Genomic DNA, 1,066 nt, shown 5'->3' on the forward strand with positions numbered 1-1,066 from the left:
ATTGSCTGATAGCGGTCATTTTTAAGCAATCAAAATTATTCACAGATTGGTTTTTGCTATGTACTTCTGTTTTATTTATCCCACTTTTAGGTGTTTCATTTTATGTGTATCAAACGTTACAGCCATTTTTTGTCATACTTGCAGCGATCGGCATATTTTCGCTGTTTAAAGTTTTTAAATCCGTGCCAAGACAGTATTTAGGTGTAGTGGTTCTCGTGCTGGTTATTGTGTTCGCGTCTTGGATTATACACACGTCATATACTAATGTCAAACCTGGTGGGTATAGAAACTACATGACGGAATCCGCATATTCGGTAACCCAGTTTATTGAACAGAAGGCTGATAATCAGCCGATTGGCGGGAGCGGTTTAATGCTAGAGTATATAGGAGCGTATAACTCGAACCCAGTAACCTTATCTTATTCACTAGATCAACCTGTATATGCGCCCCAAGGAAATCGTCTCGACGTTCACTTAAGACCTCTTCCAGATACAATAAATAAGCTAATTCAATTCGTAAAAAAGCCTTTTGTACCCGGTGTCAAACCCTACGATTTGCAAATAAAGTACGTTGTAAAACCCTATGAAGTAGGCCCACAAGGAGAGGGTGCAATTGATAATATTGTATACTGCAATGGCTTCCAAGAAATCCAAGCTATATAGCAATGACAATCAGGATTACATAAATCAGTCTGGTCATACATTTGGGATGTGATTCATTTGGATACGCGTCATAATGGAGTCGAAATAGAGGCAGAATGTGTAATTGCTTCAATAATTATCCCTGCACATAATGAAGAAATGGTCTTGGGAGAGTGTTTAAATTCAATTATTGATGTTGACTTCCCTAGAACTCAGTATGAAATAATTATTGTGGACGACGGGAGTACTGATAGAACTTCTGACATTGCCACTTTATATCAGACAAAGTACGAAAATGTTATTGCATTGTCCAAACCCAATGGAGGCAAGGCGAGTGCCCAGAACCATGGATTAAGATCTGCAAGGGGCAAATACGTCCTAGTTACAGATGCAGATGCTGTAGTTAACAGAGACTGGGTTTCAAG

Annotated in this window: 2 protein-coding genes; both read left to right on the forward strand. The window is 39.0% G+C overall.

Annotated features, from left to right (window positions below; translation table 11 throughout):
- On the forward strand, positions 1-662 hold a 662-nt coding region (locus tag EI28_RS14305), incomplete at its 5' end, for a hypothetical protein (RefSeq protein WP_231476880.1).
- A 48-nt stretch (positions 663-710) separates the two neighbouring features.
- The coding region (locus EI28_RS13850; RefSeq protein WP_155937490.1) for a glycosyltransferase family 2 protein at positions 711-1,066 on the forward strand (356 nt) is incomplete at its 3' end.

Source organism: Methanoculleus sp. MH98A (assembly GCF_000691865.1).
In the GTDB taxonomy this organism is placed as follows: domain Archaea; phylum Halobacteriota; class Methanomicrobia; order Methanomicrobiales; family Methanoculleaceae; genus Methanoculleus.